The sequence below is a fragment of the Actinophytocola sp. genome, from assembly GCF_009379765.1.
Taxonomy (GTDB): domain Bacteria; phylum Actinomycetota; class Actinomycetes; order Mycobacteriales; family Pseudonocardiaceae; genus Actinophytocola.
This window is the reverse complement of sequence record NZ_WHTD01000032.1, coordinates 1-20,228: the sequence shown is the minus strand read 5'-3', so window position 1 is coordinate 20,228 and position 20,228 is coordinate 1. Positions and strand designations below refer to the sequence as shown.

Here is a 20,228-nt window from a genome sequence, read left to right as displayed (position 1 = left end):
TAAACGCATGACTAATTACACTGTCGTCGCCGAGGGGCTGCGGGTGCGCCGCGGCACCCGGGAGGTGCTGCACGACGTGAGCTTCGCCATCGCACGCGGCTCGATCACCGGCCTGCTCGGTCCGAGCGGGTGCGGCAAGACCACCCTCATGCGCGCGGTCGTCGGGGTGCAGATCGTCGCGGGCGGCACCGTCACGGTGCTCGGCGATCCGGCCGGCAGCGCCCGGCTGCGCGACAAGATCGGCTACGCGACGCAGAACCCGTCGGTCTACGCGGACCTGACGGTCACCGAGAGCCTTCGTTACTTCGCCGCGATATTGCGGGCGCCCGGGGACGACGTGGACCGGGTGATCGGGGAGGTCGGTCTGGGCCGCAACGCCAACCAGCTGGTGGGCAACCTGTCCGGTGGTGAGCTCAGCCGGGCGAGCCTGGCCGTCGCCCTGCTCGGCCGTCCTGAGCTGCTGGTTCTCGACGAGCCGACAGTCGGCCTCGACCCGGTGCTGCGCGAGGAGCTGTGGGACCTGTTCCGCAGGCTCGCCGACCGCGGCGTCACTCTGCTCGTGTCGAGCCACGTGATGGACGAGGCCGCCCGCTGCGAGCGGCTGCTGCTGATGCGCGACGGTGACATTCTCGCCGACGACACGCCGGCCGCCCTCCGCACCGTCACCGACACCGACGACCTCGAGCAGGCCTTCCTGCACCTGGTCCGCAAGCAGGAGGCCGTGGCGTGAGCCCCCAACGCGACGTGCCCGGCAGGACCGGTGCGAATGCCTCTCACGCCGAGCGGAGCGAGGCCGGTGGGCACCGTATGAGTGAGCTTTCGAGCGAACCAACGACACCGGGAACGGGCCCACGAACCGGCGGGCGGAGCGATCCGGTGAGACAGCGCATCAACCTCGGCATGAACGCCGGCTACACGCTGGCCACCGCCCGGCGCATCCTCACCCAGCTCCGCCACGACCGCCGCACCGTCGCGCTCATGGTGCTGCTGCCCTCGCTGCTGCTGATCCTGCTGCGCTTCGTGTTCAACAGCGAGCTGGTGTTCAGCGCGACCGCGCCCGCGTTGCTCGCGGTGTTCCCGTTCGCGATCATGTTCATCGTCACGTCGATCACGACGCTGCGCGAGCGCACGACGGCGACCCTCGAGCGGCTCATGACGATGCCGATCGGCAAGTTCGACCTGCTCTTCGGCTACGCGATCGCCTTCGGGATGGTGGCGGTGCTGCAGGTGCTGGTCGCGGCCGGCATCTCGCTCACCTGGCTGGGTCTGGAGATCGGCGGCTCGGTGTGGCTGCTGCTGCTGATCGCGGTGCTCGACGCGCTGCTCGGCACCGCGCTCGGTCTGCTGGCGAGCGCGTTCGCGCGAACGGAGTTCCAGGCCGTGCAGTTCATGCCGGCCATCGTGATGCCGCAGATCCTGCTGTGCGGCCTGTTCGCGCCGCGGGAGGCGATGACGCCGGTGCTGGAGTGGCTCTCCAACATCATGCCGCTGTCCTATGCCGTCGACGCGCTGACCCAGGTCACGCATTCGTCGGACATCGACGGGGCCCTGGTGCGCAACCTCCTGATCGTGGCCGGGTGCGCGGTACTGGCACTGGTGCTCGGCTCGGCGACGCTGCGCCGCCGCACGCCGTGACGGCTGAGAGCACCCACAGGAGCCGGTGGGTAGCGTTGCCGGCATGGCGTCCGAAGTGGAACGGCTGAGCCGCGGCAACTACCTGCTCGTCACGACCTTCCGGCGGGACGGCACTCCCGTCCCGACCCCGGTCTGGGTCGGGCGGGACGGCGAGGAGCTGATCGTCTGGACGCAGGCGAAGGCCGGCAAGGTCAAGCGCGTCCGCAACACCGGGACGGTCGAGGTCGCCGAGTGCGACCTGCGCGGCAAGCCCCGCGGCGCCACCGTCAAGGGGCACGCGCGCATCCTCGACGCCGACGGCTCCGAGCGTGGCCGCACGGTGCTGAAGCGCAAGTACGGCGTCACCGGTCGCGTCGTCATCGGCGCCAGCGTCCTGCGCCGGGGCCGCACCGGCACCGTCTGCCTCGCGATCGAGCTCAGCGAGTGAGCGCCAGCGCCTCGGGCAGGGTGAACGCCCGGGTGTAGAGCGCCTTGCCGATGATCGTCCCCTCCACCCCGACGGAAGCGAGACCGGCCAGGGCCGACACGTCATCGAGGCTCGACACGCCACCGGACGCGATCACCGGCGCCTTCGACCGCTCGCACACGTCCAGCAGCAGCCGCAGGTTCGGGCCCGCCAACGTGCCGTCCTTGGTCACGTCGGTCACCACGTACCGCGAGCAGCCGTCCCGCTCCAGGCGGTCCAGCACGTCCCACAGCAGGCCGCCGTCCTCGGTCCAGCCGCGCGCCGCGAGGTGGTGCTCCCCCGCGTCGTCGATCCGCACGTCGAGACCGACCGCGACCCGGTCGCCGAACTCGCCGATCGCGCGCGAGCACCACTCGGGGTGCTCCAGCGCCGCCGTGCCCAGGTTCACCCGGGCGCAGCCGGTCGCGAGCGCCGCGGCCAGCGAGGCGTCGTCCCGGATGCCGCCGGACAGCTCCACCTCGACGTCGAGCCGGCCGACGATGTCCGCGAGCCGGGCGCGGTTGTCGCCGGTGCCGAACGCCGCGTCGAGGTCGACCAGATGGATCCACTCGGCACCGTCGTCCTGCCACGCGAGCGCGGCGTCCAACGGGTCGCCGTAACCGGTCTCGGTGCCGGATCGGCCCTGCAGCAGGCGGACGGCCCTACCGTCGCGGACATCGACAGCGGGGAGCAGCGTGAACGTCACGCTCGCAAGGGTATCGAGCCGGGCGGGAGCCACCTCGAATGTCCCCCATCGGAGGAATGCGATGATCAAGTGGCATCGTATTCGATATGGTCATGGACAATGTCTCACCCGCGGTGACCGACGCATTCCGTCTGCTGCGCGGAAATCTCTACCGGCACCTCGACGAGGCCGAGTTCCTCGCGTTGAAGTACGCCTCGTGGTCCGAAGAGGACACCGCGTCGGCCCGCTCGCTCATACCCGACCTCGTCACGGTCGTCCGCGCGGTTCTGGCCCTGCACGACACATCCACCGGCGCGGCGGGCTGCCGCACGTGCGGCGTCGAGTGGCCGTGCCCCGCGTTCGCCACGATTCACGGGCTGCTCAAGGATCCGGACCGGGAGTTCTCCAGGCTGGTCGCGCAGCCTCGTTAACCCAGCGCCTTCACCCAGTTGGTCAGCAGGTGCGCGCCCGCGTCGCCGGACTTCTCGGGGTGGAACTGGGTCGCGGCGAGCGGGCCGTTCTCCGCGGCCGCCACGAAGTCGCCGCCGTGCGTGGCCCACGTCACGAGCGGCGCGGGCATCGGGGACTCGGGCCGCAGCTCCCACTCGCGGGCCGCATAGGAGTGGACGAAGTAGAACCGGGCGCCGGCGTCGAGACCGTCGAACAGCACCGAGCCGGCCGGCGGGCGGACCGTGTTCCAACCCATGTGCGGCACGATCTCCGCGTCCAGCCGCGACACCGTGCCCGGCCATTGCGCGCAGCCGTCCGTCTCCACGCCGTGCTCGATGCCGCGCTCGAACAGGATCTGCATGCCGACACAGACCCCGAGCACCGGCCGGCCGCCGGCCAGCCGCCGCTCGATGATCGACTCGCCACCGACCCCGCGCAGGCCCGCCATGCACGCGGCGAACGCGCCCACCCCGGGCACCACCAGCCCGTCGCACTCCTGGGCGGCGTGCCGGTCACTGGTCACCTCGACGTCCGCGCCGACCCGGCGCAACGCGCGCTCGGCCGACCTCAGGTTGCCGGATCCGTAGTCCAGTACGACCACTCGTGCCACGCCCCCAGGCTACGAGATGTCACGGACCGCCGGTCGTCCGATGGGCCACATTCGACGCGGGCCCCAGCTCGTAGGCGCGGAGCCGGTACGCCGCGACGCGTTCCTCGGGGAGGGTGACCAGCCCGACGGTGTTGACGTCCGGGTCGAGCACCGCGACCACCCGGAACTCCTCGGTCCCGGCCGGACGGGACTCCAGGAGGAAGCCGGCCTCGGCGGTGGCGTTGTCGGTCCAGCTGAAGCGGACGCCGTCGGCGGCGACGACCTCGGCCGTGAGGTTGGTCGGCGCGCCGAGCCGCTCGGGCCGGGCCCGGTCGTCCGGGACGGCGCGTGGCGCGGTCCAGTCCCCGGGCGGCGCGCCCTCTACCGGCGTCATCGTGACCTCGACCGGCGAGGACGGCGGCCCGTGGACCGGGCGGACGCGGTAGTAGAACGGTGTGCGCGGGATCAGGTCGGGATGGGTGAACGTGGTCCGGTCCGGCGGCAGGAACTCGAGGATCGTGTACCGGCCGCCCGGCTCGGTGGCGAACTCGACGACGTACGCCGCCGCGGCCGGGTCGCCGGCCCGCCAGCGCAGCGCGATGTCGGTGGGCGTGACCAGCTCGGCCGACAGGTCGGGCCCGGCGGGCCCCTCGTCCGCCGGACCGTCCGCGCCGGCCGAGCCGCACGCCGTCAGCATCGACACCAGCGCCGCGAGCGCGGCCGGCACCGCCCGCATCTACTTGCGCCAGAAGCGGATGCCGCTCCGCTCCACGGTGATCTGCCCGGCGCCGCTGTCCGTGCGGTAGGCGCCGAACTTGTCGTAGTAGGGCCCGCTCGGGCCGGACACGGTGTGCTTGAGCGAGCCGTTGACATAGGTCCGATGGGTACCGCCGACGTCGTGCACCGTGTTGATCCGCACGGTCGCGCCGACGGTCGCGCCGGTGCCGACCGTGGTGCCGCCGTGCACCGCGTAGAGCCGGCCGCCGCGCTCGACCGCGAGCATGAAGAACGGCCCGTCGGCCTCGTTGAACGTCTGCTTCAGGCTGATCCGGCTGCCGCTCATGCTGGTGATCCGGAAGTAGCCCTCGAACTGCCGCGAACCGCTCGTGTAGGTGGTGTAGCGGCGCTCGGCACGCTGGTCGCCGCCGGCCGTCGAGCAGGTGAGCCGGAAGGTCAGGTCGCTCACGTCGCCACAGCCGCGCTCCTGCACGGAGAACCCCGGCGAGTACGAGCCCCATCCCCCCGGCTCCACCTCCGCGCCGGCCGTCGGTGCCGCCAGGACCAGCGCGGACAGCACCGCGAGCCCACCCACCAGTCGTCGCCTCATCGCGTACCCCCGACACAGTCCGTGGTTGGTTGACCACGGTACGGCAACGCACACATCACCCGAAAGGGTCTAGACCAAAAATGATCGGATGGATTCGGTGAGGCCGGCGGGGTCGAGCCCGTGCACCGCGTCGTGCTCGGGCGCGGTGCCGTAGGCGCGGACCTCCACGTCGCGCCGCACACCCAGCGCGCGCAACCGGTGCGGCACGTCGCCGAGCGCCACCGCGACCTCGTGCGCGGACGTGCCCGCCAGGTACGGCTCGACGAGCACGACGTCCGCCCGGTCGCCGAGCGCCGCCCGCAGGCCGGCGTGGTCGAACGGGCGCACCGTGTTCGCGTACAGCACGGTCACGTCCAGCGTGGCCGTCGCCTCGAGCACCGGGTCGAGCGTGGGCCCGACGGCGACCACGACTCCGTCATTCCCCTTGCGTACCAAGGTGAACTTCCCGCCGACCGGGTACGCCGCCGAGTTCTCCCGAGTGGACAGTCGCAGGTAGACCCGGCCGTCGCCGGCGAGCGCGTCCCGCAGCAGCGGCTCGACCTCGTCGGGGTGGCCGGGCACGTGGATGGTCCACCCGGGCAGCGCGTCGAGCAGCGCGACGTCGGCCGGGCCTTGGTGGGTGCGACCCCACACCGGGTCGTCGTAGGAGCCGCCGATGCTCACCAGCACGGCGCCGACGTCCTGGTGGCCGAGGTCGAGCTTGATCTGCTCGAGCGGCCGCTCGACGAGGAACGGTGTGTAGCTGTGCACGACCGGGCGCATCCCGGTGAGCGCGAGGCCGCCGGCCACGCCGATCATCGCCTGCTCGCGGATCCCGAGGTTGATCACCCGGTCCGGGTGACGTGCCCTGGCCTCGTCGAACGCTCCGCTGGAGATGTCCGCGGTGACGACGGCGAGCCGAGGGTCGAGGTCGAGCGCGCTGGTGACGGTGTCGACGAACGCGGTGCGCATGAGCCGCATGGTGCTGGTCACCGGTCCTCCTCGATCGTGGCGACGACGACGGCCGGGCGGCCGGCGTGCTCGGCGGTGAAGGCGTTGTGGATGGCGTCGTGGTCGCGGCCGTCGACGGTGTGGCTCGCCCAGCCCTCGACCTCGAACCGGCGCGCGATGCCACCCGGCCAGCCGTGGCTGGACGAGCCGTTGTCGATGGCGGCGACGGTGAGCCGGTCGAGCCCGAGCCGCCCGGCGACGGCGATGGCCTCGTGGTTGCTGCCCTCGTCGCGCTCGCCGTCGCCGACCAGGACGACCGTGCGCGCGGTCCGCTTCTGTGCCCGGAGGCCGAGCGCGGTGCCGACGCCGAGGCCGAGCCCGTGGCCGAGCGAGCCGGAGCCGATCTCGACGCCGGGAACGAGCACCCGGTCGGGGTGCTGGCCGAGCGGAGAGCCGAACGTGGTCCAGCTGTCGAGGGCGTCCGGGTCGAGGAAGCCCTTGGCGGCGAGGACGGCGTAGTAGGCCATGGGGCCGTGTCCCTTGGAGAGCAGGAACCGGTCCCGGTCAGGGTCGTCCTGGTTGTCGGAGCGAGATGTTCAGCACCCGGTCGTAGAGTACCCACAGAACGTCCAATGTGGACGCCGCGGCCCATTCGTGCTTCTCGTCGCCGGTCATCCTCCGGAAGAGGTCGGCGAGGTCCTGTGTCCGTCTCATGCCACGAGCGTGCAACGTCGAGTCCGGTGGAGGTCAAGCCCTGCTGTCCGCCCGGTGGACAGCTCCACCTAGGTCGAGGATCAGCCGGTAGGGTCGGTGACGTGCCCAAACTGCCGGATGTGCTGACGATCGGTGATGTGGCCAAGCGCAGTGGCGTGCCGCACACCGCACTGCGGTTCTATGAGGAACGAGGCCTGATCTCGTCCGAGAGAACCACCGGCAACCAGCGGAAATACGCCCGAGCGGTGCTCCGGCGGCTGGCGTTCATCCGGACGGCGCAGCGGGTCGGCCTGTCGCTGGAGGAGATCCACGACGCGCTGGCGACCCTGCCGGAGGGCCGCACCCCGACGAAGGCCGACTGGGCCCGGCTGTCCCAGCTGTGGCGCGGCGAGCTCGACGCGCGGATCGACTCGATGCAGCGCTTACGGGACCGCCTGACCGCATGCATCGGCTGCGGGTGCCTGTCGCTGAAGGCGTGTCACCTGATGAACCGCGAGGACACTCTCGCCGCTCTGGGTCCGGGCGCGCCGCGCCTGAAGGCGGCGTCCGAGGGCGGCATCAACTAGCGCGAGTCCGGAGTTGTCCACAGCACCCGCCGCGCTCGGCCGAAACCGTCGGTGCCCGGGGCTACGCTGGATCCCGGGGGCCGGAGGCCACGCCTATCGCGCGGCGCGCCAGGACTCGACCGCCTCCTCCACCACCACCGGGCCCATCCGCAGCGGCGGGCCGACCTGCGGCTCGCGGTGGGCCTTGGCGATCCGCGCGTTCAGGTCGGCCACGATCTCCCGCACCCGCTGCTCCGACTGCTCCTTCGTCAGCCGCGCAGGGAGGTCGGCCACCTCCTTGGGCAGCGCCAGCGACGGCGGCAGCAGCGCCGCGATGTCGGCGTTCTCCCCGCGCAGCTTCTGCGCCACCCACTCCATCGTGCCGCCACGGCGGTTCGGGATCGGTTTGCCCGCGCCCGGCAGATCGTCCAGGTCCCCGCGTTCCTGGGCCATCCGGATCTGTCGCTCGACCCAGTCCTCGACCGGCATGGCCGGCGGCTTCCGTTCGGTCACCGTTACATAGTACAGCGGTACGATAAACCGGTGCCGAAACGGGTGGACCACGACGAACGACGCCGCGAGCTCGCCGCGGCACTGGTGCGGTGCGCCGGCGTGCACGGGCTGCACGCCACCGGCTTCCGGGAGGTCGCGCGCGAGGCCGGCGTCTCGGTCAACCTCGTCCAGTACTACTTCCCCACCAAGGCCGAGCTGCTGCGGGGCGGCCTGCTCCACCTGCGCGCCACGATCGCCACGCGACTGCCGGCACCGGGCGAGGGTCCGCCGGCCGCCCAGGTCCGCGCGATCATGCACGAGCTGCTCCCGACCGACGAGGTGAGCGCGGACCTCTACCGGCTGCACGCGGCGTACGCGGCGCTGGCGTTCACCGACCCGAGGCTCGCGGACCAGCCGCACACCGCGGGCCCCGACCAGATCCAGCCGACCCTCGCCGCGCTGCTGAAGGAGGCGAACCCGGACGCCGACCCGGCCCTCGCCGCGACCAGCCTGCTGGCGCTCGGCACCGGGCTGTCGGCATATCTGGCTGCGGGCCATCTCACCATGGACGCGGCCACCCGCGTGCTCGATGATCAGCTCGACCGAGTGCTGGAGGCGGGATGATCGTGATCGGGCCGGCGGACCGGGCGGACGTGCCGGAGCTGGTGGGGCTGCTGGAGGAGCTGGACCGGCACTACGGCAAGACCGAGTTCGAGGCGGTCGACGTGCGGGAGCGGCGGATCGCGGATATCCTGTTCGGCTCGCCGCCGCTGTCGTCCGCGTTGGTCGCGCGCCGGGATGGCGTGCTGGCGGGGATCGCGACGTACTCGTTCCACTGGCCGGCCGCCGACCTGCACACGTCGATGTTCATGAAGGACCTGTTCGTCGCCGACGGGCATCGTGGCGCCGGCATCGGCGAAGGCCTGCTGCGCGCGCTGCGGAAGGTGGCCGCGGAGCGGGAATGTAGCCGGATCGAGTGGACGGTCGACCAGGGGAACACCGGCGCCGAGCGCTTCTACGCCGCGCTCGGGGCACAGCGCACCGACAAGACGTTCTACCGCTGGCCCGGCTAGGCGACCATCCAGATGATGGCGCCCGCGACCGCGACGGCGGCGGCGACCCCGAGGAGCATCGCTAGGCCCCGGGCGGTCTTCCAGGTCGAGTAGACGCCACCGATCAAGAACCCGGCAACGGCGAAGAGCCCGATGACGACGACTTCCTTGGACATGGCGAGGAAGCCTAGAGGACGCCCTTGGTGCTGGGAACGCCGGTCAGCCGCGGGTCGGACTCCGCGGCGGCGCGCAACGCCCGGGCGACCGCCTTGTACTGGGCCTCGGTGATGTGGTGCGGGTCGCGGCCGTGCACGACACGCAGGTGCAGCGCGATCCGCGCGTGGAAGGCCAGCGACTCGAACACGTGCCGGTTGAGGACCGTCGGGTAGTTGCCGCCCACGGTGAAGCCGACCATCGTCTCCGGCTCTCCCAAGTGGACGCAGTACGGGCGACCCGAGACGTCGACCGCCGCGTGCGCGAGGGTCTCGTCCATCGGGATCCAGGCGTCGCCGAAGCGGCGGATGCCCTGCTTGTCGCCCAGCGCCGTGCCGATCGCCTCGCCCAGCACGATCGCCACGTCCTCCACCGTGTGGTGGGCGTCCACCTCGACGTCGCCGGTTGCGCTGACGGTGAGGTCGAAGGCGCCGTGCACGCCGAAAGACGTGAGCATGTGGTCGTAGAACGGCACCCCGGTGGACACGTCCACCTTGCCGGCGCCGTCGAGGTCGATCTCGACGACCACCGACGACTCCTTCGTGGTCCGCTCGATCCGGCCGATGCGGTTCACCTGACGATCTCCTTACTGGCGGCCAGGAACACGTCGTTCTCGGCCGGGGTGCCGATGGTAACCCGCAGGTGCCCGGGAATGCCGACGTCGCGGAGCAGCACCCCGTGCTCCAGATAGGACTCCCAGGAGGCGCGGGCGTCCGCGAACTGTCCGAAGAGGACGAAGTTGGCGTCGCTGGGCACGACGTCGAGACCCAGACCACCCAACGACTCCATCACCCGGTCCCGCTCGGCGGCAAGCGCGTGCACCGAACGCAGCGTGTCCTCGGCGTGCCGCAGCGCCGCCCGCGCGGCCGCCTGGGTGAGCGACGACAGGTGGTAGGGCAGCCGGACGAATTGCAGCGCGTCGACCACCGCGGGCGCCGCGGCGAGGTAGCCCAGGCGCCCGCCGGCGAACGCGAACGCCTTGCTCATCGTGCGGGACACGACGAGCCGTGCCGGGAACTCCTCGATGAGCCGCACCGCGCTGGGCCGCGAGGAGAACTCCACGTAGGCCTCGTCCACGACGACGAGCCCCGGCGCGGCCTCGATGAGCGCGCGGAGCCCGTCGAGCGGGATCGAGCCGCCGGTCGGGTTGTTCGGGCTGGTGACGAACGCGACGTCGGGCGCGCGTTCGGTGAGCACCTCGGCGGCCCGCGCGGTGTCGAGCGTGAAGTCCGCGCGGCGCGGGGTCGGCGCCCACTCGGTGCGGGTGCCGGTGGCGATGATCGGGTGCATCGAGTACGACGGCTCGAAGCCCAGCGCCGTGCGGCCCGGACCGCCGAAGGCCTGCAGGATCTGCTGCAGCACCTCGTTGGACCCGTTGGCGGCCCAGAGGTTCGCGACCGACAGCGGCACGCCGGTGGACGCGGTGAGGTAGCTCGCGAGGTCGGCGCGCAGCGCGGTCGCGTCCCGGTCGGGGTAGCGGTGCAGGTCCGCGGCCGCCTCGGCCACGGCCGCGGTGACGTCGGCGACGAGCGCGGGCGGCGGCGGGTAGGGGTTCTCGTTGGTGTTGAGTCGCGTGTGGACATCCAGCTGCGGCGCGCCGTACGGGCTGGCGCCACGCAGGTCCTCCCGCAGCGGCAGGTCGTCCATCCCGATCTCGTCGCCGACACTCACTCGGCGCCTCCGAACCGGGCGGTGACCGCCTGGCCGTGCGCGGGCAGGTCCTCGGCGTTCGCGAGCGCGACCACCGTGCCGGCGACCTCCTGGAGCGCGTCGCGGGAGTAGTCGACCACGTGGATGCCACGCAGGAACGTCTGCACCGACAGGCCCGACGAGTGCCGCGCGCAGCCGCCGGTGGGCAGCACGTGGTTGGAGCCGGCGCAGTAGTCGCCGAGCGAGACCGGGCTGTGCGGCCCGACGAAGACCGCCCCGGCGGCCCGGACCCTGGCCGCTACCTCGGCCGCCGCGACCGTCTGCACCTCGAGGTGCTCGGCCGCGTAGGCGTCCACGACGGACAGTCCGTCGTCCACGGTGGACACGAGGACGCAGCCGGACTGCTTGCCGCGCAACGCGGTCGTGATCCGCTCGGCGTGCTTGGTGCGCCCGACCTGGCGCTCGAGCTCGGCGTCGACCTGGTCCGCGAGCTGCTCGGAGTCGGTGACGAGGACGCTCGCGGCGAGCGTGTCGTGCTCGGCCTGGCTGATGAGGTCGGCGGCGACGTGCACCGGGTCGGCGGTGGCGTCGGCGAGGATCGCGATCTCGGTGGGGCCGGCCTCGGAGTCGATGCCGATGAACCCGCGGAGCAGGCGCTTGGCGGCGGTCAGGTAGACGTTGCCCGGCCCGGTGACCATGTCGACGGGCCCGAGCGCGGTGCCGTCGGTGTCGGTGCCGCCGTACGCGAGCAGCGCCACGGCTTGCGCGCCGCCGACCGCCCACACCTCGGTGACGCCGAGGAGCGCGGCCGCGGCGAGGATGGTCGGGTGCGGCAGACCGCCGAACTCGGCCTGCGGCGGCGAGCACACGACCAGCGAATCGACGCCGGCGGTCTGCGCGGGCACGACGTTCATCACGACGCTCGACGGGTAGACCGCGAGGCCGCCGGGTGCGTAGAGGCCGACCCGCCGGACCGGCACCCAACGCTCGGTGACCGTGCCACCCGGCACGACCTGCGTGGTGACGTCGGGGCGCCGCTGGTCGGCGTGGACCGCGCGAGCTCGCTTGACAGACTCCTCGAGAGCCTCCCGAACCTCGCCGTCAAGCTTGTCGAGCGCCTCTTTCAGGCCTTCCTCGGCCACCCGGACGGTCTTCGGTCGCACTCCGTCGAAGCGCTCGGCGTACTCGAGGGCCGCGGACACGCCGCGATCGCGGACGTCGTCCACGATCGGGCGAACTCGATGCAGCACGGCGTCCACGTCCATGTCGGCGCGCGGCAGCAAGGCGCGCAGCTCGGCCGGGGACGGGACTCGACCACGCAGGTCGGTGCGGCTCAGCATCGGCTTCCTTCGGTTCCGGGGCCTGGTGTGTCCCAGGGTATGTGGTCGGGTGGCGCGGCCGAACGGCCCACTACGTTCGTCGGGTGATCGTCCACCAGGCGGGATTCCCCGACCAATGACGGGTTGTCGCCGGCCGAACACGCGCAGCACGCTCGGCTGATCACTCGCTCGCGTTCCTTCGGAGGGGACATGTTCACCAAACGTCGCGCGCTCGCGCTGGTCGCGGCCGCCGCGACCGGCCTGGTGGTGGTCACCGGCTGGTCGGCGGGCGCGGAGGAACCCACCGCCGCTCCATCACCTGACCGTGGTCTCTATCGGGTGACCGCTGCCAAGGACGATGCCATGGACGCCGCGTCGCGGACCGAGGTGGCCAGCTCCGGCGTCGACGTGCTGGGTGCCCGGGACGGCGCGATGGAGATCGTGGCCGGCCCCGCGCAGGCGGCCGCGCTTCGCTCGGACGGCTTCACCCTGGAGCTGACCGGCGACGTCGACGAGCTGCTCGCCGAGCGCAGCGGTGGCCCGTCGACCCGCGACGTGTCGGCCGCCGACTTCCCTGCGGGCGACGAGAGTTACCACACCTACGACGAGATGGTGGCCGAGGTGCGGGCCGCGGCGTCCGACCATGCCGCGATCAGCGCGCTGTCCAGCGTCGGCTCGTCGTACGAGGGCCGTGACCTGCCGGTTCTCAAGATCAGCGACAACGCCGCGACCGACGAGGACGAGCCCGAGGTGCTGTTCACGTGCAACATGCACGCGCGCGAGCACCTGACGACGGAGATGTGCCTGCACATCATCCAGCGGTTCACCGACGGTTACGGCACCGACCAGGCCGTCACCGGATTCGTGGACAGCCGGGAGATCTTCGTGGTGCCGAGCCTGAACCCGGACGGTTCGGAGTTCGACATCTCCGGCGGCGAGTACCAGGGTTGGCGCAAGAACCGGCAGCCGAACTCGGACGGCACGGTCGGGACGGACATCAACCGGAACTTCTCGTATCTGTGGGGCTGCTGCGGCGGGTCGAGCGGCTCGACGTCGGCCGAGGACTACCGCGGCGCATCGGCTGCGTCGACGCCCGAGGTCGCGGCGTTGCAGGCGTGGGTCGACGCCCGGCAGATCAAGGCGCACATCGACTTCCACACGTTCTCGGAGCTGGTGCTGTGGCCGTTCGGGCACACCTACGACGAGGTGACCGACGGGATGACCCAGGAGGAGTACGACCACTTCGAGGACATCGGCACCCAGATGGCGTCGTCGAACGGCTACACGCCGGACCAGTCGAGCGGTCTGTACATCACCGACGGTGACATCAACGACTGGATGTGGGGCGAGCACAAGGTGCTGACCTACTGCTTCGAGATGTACCCGAGCGGCGGCGGCATCGACGGCTTCTACCCGCCCGACGAGGACATCGTCCCCCAGACGACCCGCAACGACGGCGCGGTGGACATCCTGCTGACCAACGCCGGCTGAGCCCAATGCCCCGAACGACGCGCTCCGGACGCTGAGCGTCTCGAACGCGTCGTTCAGGGCATGAGGGCGGCGACGGCCTCGTCGAGTTGGGGCTCGGATACGAAGTAGTGCGGGGACGCTCGGACGACCTCCGGCAAGGCCCGGCGAGTCATGTCGTACTGGGTCGACAGCACACCGGTCACCGTGACGGTCACGCCTCGGGTGGCCAGGCGCTGCTGGACCTCCTTGGCCGAGACGCCGTCGACGGTGAAGCTCACGATGCCGCACTGGTCGGCGCCAAGGTCGTGGACCGTCACGCCGGGGACCGACGACAAGCCCTCCCGCAGGTAGGACGCCCGGTCGCGCACCGCCGCCGTGATCGGGTCGATCCCCAGGGACACCGCGTAGCGGACCGCGGCGAGCAGACCGAGGCGGTCGGCGATGCTCGACTCCCACAGCTCGAACACCCGGGCGTCGTCGCGCAGGGTGTACTCCGTCGGGGACCTCCACGTGCCGGAGTGCAGGTCGACCTGGCGCGGGCGCAGCCGGGGCATCGCCGAGCGGCGAACCATCAGGAACCCACTCCCCCGCGGGCCGCGCAGCCACTTGCGGCCGGTGCCCGAGATGATGTCGGCCCCCAGCGCGGCCGCGTCGACCGGGAGTTGGCCCACCGACTGGCACGCGTCCAGCAGCACCAACGCACCCACCTCATGGGCCGCCTCGACGACCGACGCCACCGGGTTCACCAGGCCACCGTTGGTCGGCACGTGCACCAGGGACACCAGCTTGACCCGCTCGTCCAGCATCGGGCGCAGCGCGGCGACGTCCACCTCGCCCGACGGCGCCGACGGGACCGGCGACACGACCGCCCCGACCTCGTCGGCCCGGCGCAGCAGCGGGATGGCGTTCCCCGCGTACTCGACCTCGGTCACCAGGATCCGGTCGCCGGCCGACAGCGGCACGGCGTCGAAGGCCGCCAGCCACGAGCGGGTCGCGCTGTCGGTGAACGCCACCTCGTCGGGCTCGCAGCCCAGCAGCGACGCCATCAGCCCGTAGCCGGCCTCCAGCTCCTCCCGCCGCTCGTCGTGCGCGCGGTACCCGCCGATCTCGGCCTCGCGGCGCAGGTGGCCGATCACCTCGTCGAGAACCTGCACCGGCGGCAGCGACGACCCCGCGCTGTCCAGGAAGACCCCGCGATGGCAGGCGGGCGTGTCGGCCCGCACGGCGGCCAGATCGATCATCGCGGCGTCCACTTCTCCAGGTTCCACCACGCCCCCCAGGTGAGGTCCGCGGTCTCGGCGTCGACAACCGGCTCGTAGCCGTCCCAGCTCTCCCGGATCACGTAGGTGTGGCTCGGCTCCGCCAGCGTCACCATGCCCGGCGCCGTCACGTACGCCCGCTGCAGCCGCCGGTACGCCGCCGCCCGCTGCGCCGGGTCGGTCGCCGAGCGGCCCGTGTCGAGCGCCGAGTCGACGGTCTCGTTGGTGTACCCGCCCAGCGCCTCCTCACCACCGGACCGCAGCATCGCGAACAGGCTCAGGTCCGGGTCGAACGGGTCGCCGAAGCCGACCACCGTCGGCCCGGTCAGCGCGGTACCGGTCACCGACTCCAGGTCGACCTGCACGCCGATCGACCGCGCGTTCGTCGCGAAGTCCTCCGCGAGGCCCGCCGAGATCGTGTCGCCGGCGAGGTAGCGCAGCGTGAACCGGGCGGCGCGGCCGTTGCGGGTACGGATGCCCGACGCGCCGGTGGTCCAGCCGCTGGACTCCAGCTGGTCGAGCGCGCGGGTGATGTCGTGGTCGAAGGTCGCGCCCGGCTCGACGAACTCCGCGAGCACGCCCGGCATCGGCGTGTACGCCACGCTCCCCTGCCCGTCGAGCACGCTGTCCAGGGCCGACTCGCGGTCAACCGCGTTGTTGAGCGCGATCCGCACGGCCGGGTCGCCGGTCACCGGGTCGCCCGACGGCAGCACGACCGCGCGCACGTCCGCGGCGCTGTGCGAGACGACCTGCAGCCCGTCGGCGCCGTCGAACTCGCGCGCGAGGTCCGGCGGCAGTGCGGCGCCGTCGAGCTTGCCGTCGCGCATCCGGTCCGCGCGGGTCTCGTCGTCCGGGATGAACTCGACGGTGACCTTCTTGATCGCGGGCGCGCCGTCGTAGTAGTCCTCGTTGGCCTCCAGCACCATCCGCGACCCGCGCTTCCAGTCGGCGAGCCGGTAGGGCCCCGTGCCGACGGGCTCGGTCCCGCCGGCCCCGGTCAGCGACTCGCTGGGCAGGATGCCGAGCACGAGCAGTTCGGGGAACGGCGCGTACGGTGCGGTGAGCGTGAACTCGACGGTCGACGGGTCGAGCGCCTGGATCGACTTGAGCATCGCGAACCGTTGCCGCACCGGCGATCGGCGTGCCGGGTCGAGCAGCGCCTGGTACGTGGCGACCACGTCCTGCGCCTCGAACGGGGTGCCGTCGGAGAACGTCACCCCGGGCCGGAGCCGGACCGTCCACGTGCGACCGTCGGTGGACGGCTCCGGCAGGTCGGCGGCGAGCGCGGGTCGCAAAGAGAGGTCGGCGTCGTGCTCCACCAGGCCGTCGAAGATCTTCGCGGCGCCGTGCTCGGCGTACCCGTCGAGCGGGTTGAGCTCGGCCGGCTCCTCGGCCACCGCGATCACGAGCGACGTGCCGTCCGGGTCGCCGGACGCGGGCGGCGCCGGGTCCCCGGTGCAGGCGCTGACCAACAGCACGCTGACCAACACAGGGGCGACGAGCGTCGGCACGATGCGTCGGTAGCGAATGGTGGGCACGAGGCCCGACCCTAGCCGGGCGACATATCCTCGCGTGGGTGGATTCCGGATTACCCGAGCCCGGGAGGTTCCGTGCGAGTCGCACTGTGCCAGATCACGTCGACGGCGTCGCCGGCGGAGAACCTTTCCTTGATCGGCGACGCGGTGGGCCGCGCCGCGGCGTCGGGGGCGTCGGTCGCGGTGTTCCCGGAGGCGACGATGGCGTGCTTCGGCACGTCGCTGGCGCCGGTCGCCGAGCCGATCGATGGTCCGTGGGCCTCGTCGGTCGCGTCGATCGCCGCCTCGCACGACATGCTGGTGGTGGCCGGCATGTTCACCCCGGCGCCGGACGGGCGGGTGTTCAACACGCTGCTCGCGACCGGACGGGGCCAGCACGTCGGCTACGACAAGATCCACCTGTTCGACGCGTTCGGCTTCGCGGAGTCCACGACCGTCGCGCCGGGCTCGGACCTGATCACGGTGTCCGTCGACGATGTCACGCTGGGCCTCGCGACCTGTTACGACGTGCGGTTCCCCGAGCTGTTCACCCGCCTGGCCGACCGCGGCGCGACCGTGGTGCTGATGGGCGCGTCGTGGGGGGCCGGACCGGGCAAGCTCGCGCAGTGGGAGCTGCTGGTGCGGGCGCGGGCACTGGACTCGACGTGCTGGCTGGTGGCGTGCGGCCAGGCCGACCCGACCGCGTCCGGGGTCGAGGCGCACCCGAAGGCGCCGACGGGCATCGGGTACAGCACGGTCGCCGGCCCGTCGGGCGAGGTGCTGGCGCAGCTGGGCGAGAGCCCGGACGTGCTGGTGGTCGACCTCGACCTGCCCCTGGTCGAGAAGACCCGCGAGTCGATCCCGGTACTGGCCAACCGTCAGCTGTAGCGCCCCGGCGTCGAGTTCGGCGGGAAGGTTCGTCGAGTGGCCAGACGGGGCCAGCGCCGCGATGTCGGCCGCGCCGGCGGCCGACGAGTGCGCGTCCCCGGACCCCGCTGGCCGGTAAGGGGAGCGAGTACGGCAGCGGATGTTCTCCCTGCCCGTCGGCGGGTTTGCCGGCATCGTGCTCGGCGACCTAGCCCACGTCCGCGGCATGCCGTACGAGACTGGATGGCTGATTCCTGGATCCTCGGTGGTTGTAGGCGATCAGGGAAGGCTTGGCTGGTGTGTCGGTGGCCCGGTTGTGTCAGGTCGCGGCGGCGAGGGTGAGGACGCGTTGGGCGACGCGGGCTCCGGTCGGGGTGCGGCCACCGTGGTGTTCCAACGACAGTGGGGACTTGGCGGTGTTACCGAGCCTGGGTGGAGCAATTGTCAATACCTGTGGATGGGTGAGTTCACGTCGTCGTTGTCATGTGCCACCTGATCTCGCCGTCGTGTCGCGTGCTGGTGGGTGTTAGCCCGGCGGCGGTGGCGACGGCGTGGGATGCGTGGTGGTCTGGGTGGATGTGGGCGATTACGGTCCGCACGGGCTGCTGGCGGAGCCAGGCGATGAGTCCTCGGGTGGCTTCGGTGGCGATGCCGCGTCCCTGCCAGGAAGTCCCTACCACCCAGGCGATTTCCGCGATGCGTTCGTTGTCGCGGGGGGTGATGGTGGCCTGGACCGTGCCGGTCAGGCATGCCTGGTCGCGGAGCCGGATTACCCAGTACGAGACAGTGGCGTCGGGCGAGCCGGCGACCAGGCGTTCGTAGCGGGCGCGCATGGCCTGCGGGTCGGCTGGTGCGCCGCCGATGAAGGTGTGTAGGACCGGGTCGGACAGGGCCGCGGCCATCTCCTCGGCGTGCTCGACGAGTAGCGGTAGGAGAACAAGCCTGTCGGTGTGGATGGTCTGGGCCCTGATGGTGTTCATGCCGGTGTTCATGCTGCGGCCGGCTCGGGTCGTTCGACGAGTTTGCCGCCTTCGAAGCGAGCGCCGGCGCGGATGAGGGCGACGAGGTGGGGTGCGTTGATCGCGCGCCAGCGGCTCTGGGCGGATTCGCTCTGGGCGGATTCGATGAGTTTGAAGGCCATGGCCGGTCCGGCGGCTCGGGAGCCGGGTCCCTTGGTTACCTTGCTGCGGTAGCGGACGGTGGCGACGGTGGACTCGATCGGGTTGGTGGCGCGCAGATGCTGCCAGTGCTCGGCGGGATAGTCGTAGAACGCGAGCAGCTGGTCGAGTTCGCCGGTGACCTTGGCAACCGCCTTGGGGAACTTGGCGCCGTAGGCGGTCTGCAAGGCCGTCACCGCGTCCACTGCATGCCGACGGTCCTCGGCGTTCCAGATCTCGGCCAGGGCCTTCTTCACGCCGGGGTGCGCGGACTTCGGCACGTAGTCCTCGGGCGAGAGGCCGTGCAGGTACAGCAGCGGCAGCACCTCGGCGATCTTCGGGGTCTTCCGCGCCCAGGGCGGCTGGATCGCCGAGGCGAACCGCTGCCGCTCACCGGTGTCCGGGTCGACGCGCATGTCGTTGACCCGCGGCATCCGCACCTCGACCGCGCCGGCCATGGTCGTCACCTGCCGCGGCTGGTGGTAACCGCTACGCACCACCACCCGGTGACCGTGCTCGTCGCGCTCCTCGCGGAACCGGGCGAGATAGGCGTCCCCCTCCGCCTGCACTGCCTCGGCCAGCATCCGCTGCGCACCCTCGCGCACCAACTCATCGACCAACGGCAACAAACCAGACGACGACCCCGGACGATCATCACCCGCTGCGGGGTCGGGCACTACGCTGCGCATGGGTCGTACCTTCCCGACCGACGCGCCAACGTCGGCCTGCTTGACAACCACTACTCGATCATCGGGAAGGTACGCCCCGTCCCAGCCGATCCACGGGTTCAGTGCTCACAACCTGATCTTGAACACCCTCGTCTCACGTCCCAGCCCGCCACCGCACAAGATCCAATAGGAATCGGTCAGCTAGACGGCTAATTCCGAGGGGTCAGTGATCGTAGGCGACCAGTGATCGCTTGACGGGCTGTGCGGTCTTGTCGTTGTGCCAGATCGTGGTGGTCAGGGCGAGTACGCACTGTAGGACCTGGATCATGACTTCGGCTGGGGTGCGTCCACCATGTCGTTCCAGGTCGAGCTGGCTTTGACGGTCCGGCTGATCGACTCGATGGTCTGGCGCAGTGGCTTGAACACCTGGGCGCCGCGGCGCTCGGTTTCCCCTTGCGGGCTGGGCGCGGTAGCTCCAGCGCCGCCTGGGCGAGGGTGTGCTCGAAGTCCGCGCCGAAGTAGTTCTTGTCCGCGATGAGGGTCTGGCAGGGGCGGTCTGCCGTCAGCGCGGGGTCCGCGGTGACGATTCCCCGGCCTCGTGGCCGAGCCCTCTGTGTCTGGCGATCGTCGGCCTTGGCGCCGGTCAGCGCGAAGCAGACAGGCAGGCCGCCCAGCGCACACACCAGATGCAGGCGAAGGCCCCGGAAGTAGCGCGAGTGCGCGGCGCAGCAGCCGTACTCGGCCCAGCCGGCCAGATCCGAGCGGTGCACCGTCTGCTTGGAGCGCCCACATTCCACCGGGGTGGAGTCGATCACCCCTACGTCGTCGGTTCACAACGTGGTGTCCTTGGCCAGCACCCGGATCACCACTCTGATCAGCTCGGCGGCGGTTCGCAACCGCCTGATGGTGGATGGGAGGAGGGGTGATGTTGACCGACGATGAGGACACCGAGGAGATCATCGAACGGGTCGCGGCGCTGGACATCGGTAAGGCCGAGCTGGGTCGCGTGCTCGGCTACGAGGTCACCCTCGAACCCGCCGCCTGGGCACCGGTCACCCCGTCCCCGGCGCAGCCCGACACGCCGCTGAGCCGACAATCCCGTTCGCCCGTCCCGACTCCATTTCGGATTGGTGCGGAGTCCCCGACCCAGCGGGAACGGTCGTGGCCCTTGACCTTCTTCAACGCGGTCGTCGACACGCCTCAGTCGCTCGCGTCAGAAGGGTGGTGGTGCGGGTTCGGGGTGGGTG

Annotated in this window: 25 protein-coding genes and 1 pseudogene; 10 read left to right on the top strand and 16 right to left on the bottom strand. The window is 71.3% G+C overall.

The window, feature by feature from the left end:
• Positions 1-7: 7 nt before the first annotated feature.
• The 3 genes from GEV28_RS12625 (at position 8) to GEV28_RS12615 (ending at position 2,062) form a co-directional block, all read left to right on the top strand.
• Positions 8-730 (top strand): ABC transporter ATP-binding protein, encoded by a 723-nt coding sequence (locus tag GEV28_RS12625; protein ID WP_291411898.1) that lies wholly within the window; start codon positions 8-10, stop codon positions 728-730.
• Between the two features lie 170 nt (positions 731-900).
• The gene (locus GEV28_RS12620) at positions 901-1,635 is read left to right on the top strand and encodes an ABC transporter permease (RefSeq protein ID WP_291411969.1); all 735 of its coding nucleotides are present in this window, start codon (positions 901-903) and stop codon (positions 1,633-1,635) included.
• 43 nt (positions 1,636-1,678) lie between these two features.
• A complete protein-coding gene (locus GEV28_RS12615) occupies positions 1,679-2,062 on the top strand; it encodes a PPOX class F420-dependent oxidoreductase (protein WP_291411896.1) in 384 nt (127 codons plus the stop codon).
• Here GEV28_RS12615 and priA read toward each other — a convergent pair.
• Entirely contained in the window at positions 2,052-2,786 is a 735-nt protein-coding gene (gene priA / locus GEV28_RS12610) for a bifunctional 1-(5-phosphoribosyl)-5-((5-phosphoribosylamino)methylideneamino)imidazole-4-carboxamide isomerase/phosphoribosylanthranilate isomerase PriA (protein WP_291411894.1), read from the bottom strand. The genes GEV28_RS12615 and priA overlap by 11 nt on opposite strands.
• Positions 2,787-2,878: 92 nt before the next feature.
• Between priA and GEV28_RS12605 the strand changes: the two genes are divergently transcribed.
• Positions 2,879-3,196, top strand: a complete 318-nt coding sequence (locus tag GEV28_RS12605) for a hypothetical protein (RefSeq protein ID WP_291411892.1) — start codon at positions 2,879-2,881, stop codon at positions 3,194-3,196.
• On the opposite strand, the gene hisH is transcribed toward GEV28_RS12605, so the two are convergent.
• The 5 genes and pseudogenes from hisH to GEV28_RS12580 form a co-directional block, all read right to left on the bottom strand.
• On the bottom strand, positions 3,193-3,825 hold the full coding sequence (hisH, locus tag GEV28_RS12600) for an imidazole glycerol phosphate synthase subunit HisH (protein ID WP_291411890.1): 633 nt from the start codon (positions 3,823-3,825) through the stop codon (positions 3,193-3,195). The two genes, GEV28_RS12605 and hisH, sit on opposite strands and share 4 nt — an antisense overlap.
• Positions 3,826-3,844: 19 nt before the next feature.
• Positions 3,845-4,540: a fibronectin type III domain-containing protein gene (locus tag GEV28_RS12595; RefSeq protein ID WP_291411888.1), complete on the bottom strand. Its 696-nt coding sequence runs from the start codon at positions 4,538-4,540 to the stop codon at positions 3,845-3,847.
• Positions 4,541-5,131 carry a hypothetical protein gene (locus GEV28_RS12590; RefSeq protein ID WP_291411886.1) on the bottom strand — a complete coding sequence of 197 codons (591 nt, stop codon included), beginning with the start codon at positions 5,129-5,131 and terminating at the stop codon, positions 4,541-4,543. It abuts the gene before it with no gap.
• Between the two features lie 69 nt (positions 5,132-5,200).
• Positions 5,201-6,103 (bottom strand): transketolase C-terminal domain-containing protein, encoded by a 903-nt coding sequence (locus GEV28_RS12585; protein WP_291411884.1) that lies wholly within the window; start codon positions 6,101-6,103, stop codon positions 5,201-5,203.
• Positions 6,100-6,775, bottom strand: a pseudogene (locus GEV28_RS12580) (transketolase). The gene GEV28_RS12585 and the pseudogene GEV28_RS12580 overlap by 4 nt, the downstream one beginning before the upstream one ends.
• Before the next feature lie 101 nt (positions 6,776-6,876).
• Here GEV28_RS12580 and soxR point away from each other — a divergent pair.
• Entirely contained in the window at positions 6,877-7,341 is a 465-nt protein-coding gene (gene soxR, locus GEV28_RS12575; protein ID WP_291411882.1) for a redox-sensitive transcriptional activator SoxR, read from the top strand.
• A 93-nt stretch (positions 7,342-7,434) separates the two neighbouring features.
• Here the strand turns inward: soxR and GEV28_RS12570 are convergent, their stop codons facing one another.
• Positions 7,435-7,833, bottom strand: coding sequence for a DUF1992 domain-containing protein (locus GEV28_RS12570; protein ID WP_291411881.1), 399 nt, complete (start codon positions 7,831-7,833; stop codon positions 7,435-7,437).
• Positions 7,834-7,863: 30 nt separating this feature from the next.
• Between GEV28_RS12570 and GEV28_RS12565 the strand changes: the two genes are divergently transcribed.
• Both GEV28_RS12565 and GEV28_RS12560 read left to right on the top strand, forming a co-directional pair.
• Positions 7,864-8,436, top strand: coding sequence for a TetR/AcrR family transcriptional regulator (locus GEV28_RS12565; RefSeq protein ID WP_291411879.1), 573 nt, complete (start codon positions 7,864-7,866; stop codon positions 8,434-8,436).
• Positions 8,433-8,885 (top strand): GNAT family N-acetyltransferase, encoded by a 453-nt coding sequence (locus tag GEV28_RS12560; protein ID WP_291411877.1) that lies wholly within the window; start codon positions 8,433-8,435, stop codon positions 8,883-8,885. The genes GEV28_RS12565 and GEV28_RS12560 overlap by 4 nt, the downstream gene beginning before the upstream one ends.
• On the opposite strand, the gene GEV28_RS12555 is transcribed toward GEV28_RS12560, so the two are convergent.
• Genes GEV28_RS12555 through hisD form a run of 4 tightly spaced genes read right to left on the bottom strand, consistent with a single transcriptional unit; the run spans position 8,882 to position 12,067 of the window.
• Positions 8,882-9,040 (bottom strand): hypothetical protein, encoded by a 159-nt coding sequence (locus GEV28_RS12555; protein ID WP_291411875.1) that lies wholly within the window; start codon positions 9,038-9,040, stop codon positions 8,882-8,884. The genes GEV28_RS12560 and GEV28_RS12555 overlap by 4 nt on opposite strands.
• A gap of 11 nt (positions 9,041-9,051) precedes the next feature.
• Positions 9,052-9,651, bottom strand: coding sequence for an imidazoleglycerol-phosphate dehydratase HisB (hisB, locus tag GEV28_RS12550; protein WP_291411873.1), 600 nt, complete (start codon positions 9,649-9,651; stop codon positions 9,052-9,054).
• Entirely contained in the window at positions 9,648-10,748 is a 1,101-nt protein-coding gene (locus GEV28_RS12545; RefSeq protein ID WP_291411871.1) for a histidinol-phosphate transaminase, read from the bottom strand. Before GEV28_RS12545 ends, hisB begins: the two co-directional genes overlap by 4 nt.
• Entirely contained in the window at positions 10,745-12,067 is a 1,323-nt protein-coding gene (gene hisD / locus GEV28_RS12540) for a histidinol dehydrogenase (protein WP_291411869.1), read from the bottom strand. Before hisD ends, GEV28_RS12545 begins: the two co-directional genes overlap by 4 nt.
• Positions 12,068-12,256: 189 nt before the next feature.
• Here hisD and GEV28_RS12535 point away from each other — a divergent pair, with 189 nt between their 5' ends.
• Complete coding sequence (locus tag GEV28_RS12535) at positions 12,257-13,537, top strand: M14 family metallopeptidase (RefSeq protein ID WP_291411868.1); 1,281 nt, start codon at positions 12,257-12,259, stop codon at positions 13,535-13,537.
• A 53-nt stretch (positions 13,538-13,590) separates the two neighbouring features.
• Here GEV28_RS12535 and GEV28_RS12530 read toward each other — a convergent pair whose 3' ends face one another.
• Together GEV28_RS12530 and GEV28_RS12525 are read right to left on the bottom strand one after the other, a co-directional pair.
• Entirely contained in the window at positions 13,591-14,757 is a 1,167-nt protein-coding gene (locus tag GEV28_RS12530; protein WP_291411866.1) for an aminotransferase class V-fold PLP-dependent enzyme, read from the bottom strand.
• The gene (locus GEV28_RS12525; RefSeq protein ID WP_291411864.1) at positions 14,754-16,313 is read right to left on the bottom strand and encodes an ABC transporter substrate-binding protein; all 1,560 of its coding nucleotides are present in this window, start codon (positions 16,311-16,313) and stop codon (positions 14,754-14,756) included. The genes GEV28_RS12530 and GEV28_RS12525 overlap by 4 nt, the downstream gene beginning before the upstream one ends.
• A 72-nt stretch (positions 16,314-16,385) precedes the next feature.
• Between GEV28_RS12525 and GEV28_RS12520 the strand changes: the two genes are divergently transcribed.
• Positions 16,386-17,177 carry a carbon-nitrogen hydrolase family protein gene (locus GEV28_RS12520; protein WP_291411862.1) on the top strand — a complete coding sequence of 264 codons (792 nt, stop codon included), beginning with the start codon at positions 16,386-16,388 and terminating at the stop codon, positions 17,175-17,177.
• Positions 17,178-17,623: 446 nt separating this feature from the next.
• Here GEV28_RS12520 and GEV28_RS12515 read toward each other — a convergent pair whose 3' ends face one another.
• From GEV28_RS12515 to GEV28_RS42275, 3 genes are all read right to left on the bottom strand, one after another.
• A complete protein-coding gene (locus tag GEV28_RS12515; RefSeq protein WP_291411861.1) occupies positions 17,624-18,136 on the bottom strand; it encodes a GNAT family N-acetyltransferase in 513 nt (170 codons plus the stop codon).
• An 8-nt stretch (positions 18,137-18,144) separates the two neighbouring features.
• Positions 18,145-19,002 carry a transposase gene (locus tag GEV28_RS12510; RefSeq protein ID WP_291411859.1) on the bottom strand — a complete coding sequence of 286 codons (858 nt, stop codon included), beginning with the start codon at positions 19,000-19,002 and terminating at the stop codon, positions 18,145-18,147.
• Between the two features lie 188 nt (positions 19,003-19,190).
• Complete coding sequence (locus GEV28_RS42275; protein ID WP_367115095.1) at positions 19,191-19,751, bottom strand: hypothetical protein; 561 nt, start codon at positions 19,749-19,751, stop codon at positions 19,191-19,193.
• Positions 19,752-19,906: 155 nt separating this feature from the next.
• Between GEV28_RS42275 and GEV28_RS12505 the strand changes: the two genes are divergently transcribed.
• Positions 19,907-20,228 (top strand): hypothetical protein (locus GEV28_RS12505; RefSeq protein WP_291411858.1); only part of this gene is annotated, 322 nt, incomplete at its 3' end.